Genomic DNA, 4,206 nt, shown 5'->3' with positions numbered 1-4,206 from the left:
GCACCCGCCCCTCCACGCCCAGGACTTCGGCCAGCAGACGCCGGGTGACCACCTCGGCCGGAGGCCCGTCGGCGGCGACACGGCCCTCGCGCAGCGCGACGATCCGATCGGCGAACCGCGCGGCGTGGTTGAGGTCGTGCAGCACCATCACCACCGTCAGCCGGCGTTCCGCGCGAAGCCGTACGACCGTCTGGAGCACCTCCAACTGGTGCCGCAGATCGAGATAGGTGGTCGGCTCGTCGAGGAAGAGCACGTGGGCGTCCTGGGCCAGCGCCATGGCCAGCCGGACCCGCTGGCGTTCGCCTCCGGACAGCGCGTCCACGGGCCGGTCGGCCCAGGCGGTGACACCGACGTCCGCGAGCGCCCGGGACGTCACCTCGTCGTCGCCCTCCCGCAGCATCCCGAGCGGCCCCCGGGCGGCATAGCGCCCCTGACGCACGAGTTGGCGCACGGTGAGTCCCGGTACGGCGGGCGCCGACTGGTGGAGCAGGGCGACGCGTCGGGCGGCGGTGCGGCGGGGCAGCCGCGCCACGTCGTCGCCTGCGAGCAGGACGCGCCCGCCGCTCGGGGTGAGCAGTCCGGCGGCCAGCTTGAGGAAGGTGCTCTTGCCGCAGCCGTTCAGCCCGATCAGGGCGACCAGTTCGCCGGCGCGGACGCTCAGGTCCACCCCGCGCAGGACCATGCGTCCGGGGTAGCCGAAGGTCAGCCCCTCCGCCCGGACGACCTCGGGTCCTGGCATCCCGCCCGGTTCCGTATCCGGCCCGGCCGCCTCCACCGGGCTCGACTCCACTTGTCCGGTCAGGCCTTCCGGCATGTCACCCTCCTCATCCGCTGTCCTCCACTTCCGTCGGCGTCGGCTTCGGTGCCGGTGCCCGCGCCGATGCCGCCATCGGCGCGTCCTGTCCGCGTACCGCTCTCCGTCATCGCTCGTCCGCCCGTCGTCGTGCCACGGCCATCAGCAGCCCCGCCCCCACGAAGGTGGTCAGGGCTCCGACCGGAATGGTCAGCCGGTCCGCGTCGAGCGCGGTGGCCAGCAGCCGGGACAGCAGTTGGGCGGCGGCGTCCGCCCCGCACACCACGGCCGCGCCGAGCAGTGCGGCACCCGGAAGGCTGATGCGCAGGTCGGCCCCGAAGACGGCCAGCGCCAGGTGGGGCACCAGCAGCCCGACGAAGCCGAGCGCACCCACGGCCGACACGGCACCGGCCGTCAGCGCCACGGCGCAGACGAGCGCCGCGCCCCGGCCCCGGCCGGTGGCCAGGCCCGCGGCGGAGGCCTGCTCGTCGCCGCAGCGCAACAGGGTCAGCGGCCCGGCGAGCAGCCAGGCCGCCGCGCCCCAGAAGGCGGCCCACGGCCAGAGCAGATGCCAGTGCTGCCACACCCGGCCCTCGGTGGAACCGATCAACCACTGCACGACGCTGCCGAGTTCGCCGGGGGCGACCAGGAGAACGACCGCGGTGAGCCCGGCCAGCACCGCCGACACGAGGACCCCGTAGACGGCAGTCTGTTCCGGGTCGCCCCGGTCCCGCCCGGCGAGCAGCCACAGCAGCCCCGCACCGGCGAAGCCGCCGAGGCAGGCCGCCACGACCACGGCCGTGGGGGATTCCCAGCCCGCGAGGCCGAGTCCGGTCGCGGCGACGGCCCCGAGCACCGCACCGGGCGTGACGCCGGTGACCTCGGGCCCGGCCAGCGGGTTGCGCAGGGCGGACTGGAGCACGAGCCCGGCCACCCCGAGGCATGCCCCGGCGACCAGCGCCACCAGCAGCCGGGGCAAACGCAGTTGGAGCACGATGTGATGGGCGGTGGGGTCGTCGCCGCCGCCGAACAGCACGGCGCGGGCGCCTTCGGGGGTGACGCCCCGGCCGGCGAACAGGTCGGCGCAGGCCACCGCGGCGACGAGCAGCGCCAGGCCGCCCATCCGGACGCCCGGTGCGCGCAGGATCCGACGGGACGGTCCGGGCGCTCTGTCGATGAGCGTCATCGTTCCGCCTTCCGCAGGACGGGGGCCGGAACGTCCAGCGGACTCCCCTGGCTCCCCGGATCACCTGGACTTCCCGGTACGGGCGGAGCCACAGGCCCCCGGTCCCGGGCGGGCCGCCTCCCCCGCTTCAGCAGCACGACCCCGACCGGCACCCCGACCAGGGCGGTCCAGGCGCCGACGGGCGTCTCGACCGGGGCGAGCGCCAGCCGGGCCGGCTGATCGGCGCACAGCACGACGATCGCGCCGCACGCGGCGGACCGGACGAGCCACCCGGCCGCGCCGCCGTCCGGGCGCAGACGGCGGGCGAGGTGGGGGGCGAGGAAGCCGACCCAGGCCACCGGTCCGCAGACCGCGACGACGGGGGCGATGAGGACGACGGCGATGCCCAGCGCGGCGACCCGCGCCCGTTCGACGCGTACGCCCAGCGCACGGGCGTCGTCGTCGCCGAGGCGCAGCACACCGAGCACCGGCACACACAGCACCAGCGCCGGGACGGCAACGGCGAGCCAGGGCAGCAGACCGGTGACGTCGTCCCAGGTGCGGGCGGACAGACTGCCCAGCAGATAGCGGTAGATGAGCTGGAGGTCGAGCTGGTCGGCCATCACCATGAGCACCAGCAGTGCCGCCTGGAGCGCGGCGGCGACGGCGGCTCCGGTCAGCAGGACGGCCGAGGGGCTCCGCCCGAATCCGGCGGCGACCAGGGTGAGCAGACCACCGAGCGCCGCGCCGGCCAGGGCGAGGAACGGTTGCAGCCCGAGGGGGACGGACAGGGCCAGGACCAGCGGTGCGGCGACGCCCAGGGCGGCCCCGGAGGAGACTCCCAGCATCTCGGGCACGGCCAGCGGGTTGCGCAGGGCCTCCTGGAGAACGAGGCCTGCCGCGCCCAGGCAGGCCCCGGCGATCAACGCCAGCACCATGCGGGGCAGCCGTAGTTCGGTGACGACGAGCCCCGCGAGCCCGTCGGCCCCCAGCGTGGCCGGGAGCCTGGCGGGCGGGACGTACGGCGTGCCGAGGCTGAGCGCGCAGACCGCGCCTGCCAGGGCCGCCGCGCCCAGGCAGAGCGGCGCCACGGGCGGACGCCTCACCGCAGTGCGGCCGTCGCCTCGTCGAGGACGACGCCCAGGGAACGGGTGCCGCGCCCCTTGGCCCACACCTCGGAGTCGACCTCGATGACCTTGCCGTTCCGCACGGCGGGGATGCGTGACCAGAGGGGGTTCTTCGCCAGCTTGTCCGAGAGCTTGCCGTCCGGGGCTCCGAAGGACAGGGTCTCCACGAACAGGACGTCGACGTCCCGGGCGAGGATCTCCTCCAGGCTGTAACTGCCGTCGACACCCCGGCTCTTCCAGGGGTAGTGGGAGATCTTCGGGAACAGTCCGGCCGCCACATCGGTCTCCGGGGTGGCCACGCCGAAGTTCTCGTCGCTGCCGTAGACGATGAGCGCGGTCGCGTCGCTCCTGCTCTCCTCCGCCCGCGCCAGGCGGGTGCGGAAGGCCTTCTCCGCCTTCTCGCCCTGCTCGGTGCGGCCGGTGAGCGCGGCCAGGTCCCGCAGGTAGCCGACGCTGTCCTGCCAGGATCCGGGCTGGACCGGCCAGAACGTCGTGGCGCCCTTCAGCGCGGGGGCCAGCTTGCCGTGCGTGTCCTCCAGGCCGATCACCAGATCGGGCCGGTGGGACAGGATCGCCTCGACCTCGGGGCTGAGGAAGCCGCCGGGCACGACCGGTATCTCCGCCGCCTTCTCCTCGCCCAGGAACTTCGGGTGCGCCAGCACCTGGGAGTTGGTGGCGGTCGGGGTCATACCCAGCTCGACGAGGATGTCGTCGCAGAGGGCGACCAGGCAGACGATCTTCTCCGGCGGCTTCGGCAGGGAGACCGTGACGCCCTTGGCGTCGGTGATCCGGGTGGCGGCCTCGATGGGCCGCACCTCCGTGCTCGTGCGGGCGCCGGCCCCGTTCGCCGGAGCGGCGGCGGGTCCTCCGGTGTCGGCCTCCCCGGTTCCGCAGCCGGCCAGCAGGCCTCCCAGTACGGCGATCGCGGCCCAGCGGCGGACTCTCAGCGCGGTTCGTGGCATCGACGGTCCCTCAACGTTCCTGTGCGGTCCCGGGGATGCGGCAGTGCGGGCGGCGGAGCCCGGGAGCGATCCCCGCCACAAGCCGAAACCTTACACATGATTATCATTTCCAATAAAGTGGCCGGGGACGTCACCCTGTCCCCGCCGGCCCCCGCAGCC

At 74.6% G+C, this 4,206-nt stretch carries 4 protein-coding genes; all 4 read right to left on the bottom strand.

Translation table 11 applies throughout. From position 1 onward, the window contains the following. Positions 1-739: ABC transporter ATP-binding protein (locus HET64_RS37075; RefSeq protein WP_215111632.1), on the bottom strand; the 739-nt coding region annotated here is incomplete at its 3' end. Between the two features lie 181 nt (positions 740-920). Further along, positions 921-1,979, bottom strand: a complete 1,059-nt coding sequence (locus HET64_RS37070; RefSeq protein WP_215111631.1) for an iron ABC transporter permease — start codon at positions 1,977-1,979, stop codon at positions 921-923. Then, positions 1,976-3,064: an iron ABC transporter permease gene (locus HET64_RS37065; RefSeq protein ID WP_215111630.1), complete on the bottom strand. Its 1,089-nt coding sequence runs from the start codon at positions 3,062-3,064 to the stop codon at positions 1,976-1,978. The genes HET64_RS37070 and HET64_RS37065 overlap by 4 nt, the downstream gene beginning before the upstream one ends. Then, positions 3,061-4,047: an ABC transporter substrate-binding protein gene (locus HET64_RS37060; protein WP_215111629.1), complete on the bottom strand. Its 987-nt coding sequence runs from the start codon at positions 4,045-4,047 to the stop codon at positions 3,061-3,063. Before HET64_RS37060 ends, HET64_RS37065 begins: the two co-directional genes overlap by 4 nt. Between the last annotated feature and the right edge of the window lie 159 nt (positions 4,048-4,206).

The sequence above is a fragment of the Streptomyces sp. McG3 genome (assembly GCF_018619185.1).
Classification (GTDB): domain Bacteria; phylum Actinomycetota; class Actinomycetes; order Streptomycetales; family Streptomycetaceae; genus Streptomyces.
Note: the sequence above shows the minus strand (reverse complement) of the source record. Positions and strands in the feature narration are given on the sequence as shown.

Bases quoted from the DNA above. Each gene is read 5' to 3' on its own strand.
- HET64_RS37070 (WP_215111631.1), bottom strand. From the start codon at position 1,979: ATGACGCTCATCGACAGAGCGCCCGGACCGTCCCGTCGGATCCTGCGC.
- HET64_RS37060 (WP_215111629.1), bottom strand. From the start codon at position 4,047: ATGCCACGAACCGCGCTGAGAGTCCGCCGCTGGGCCGCGATCGCCGTA.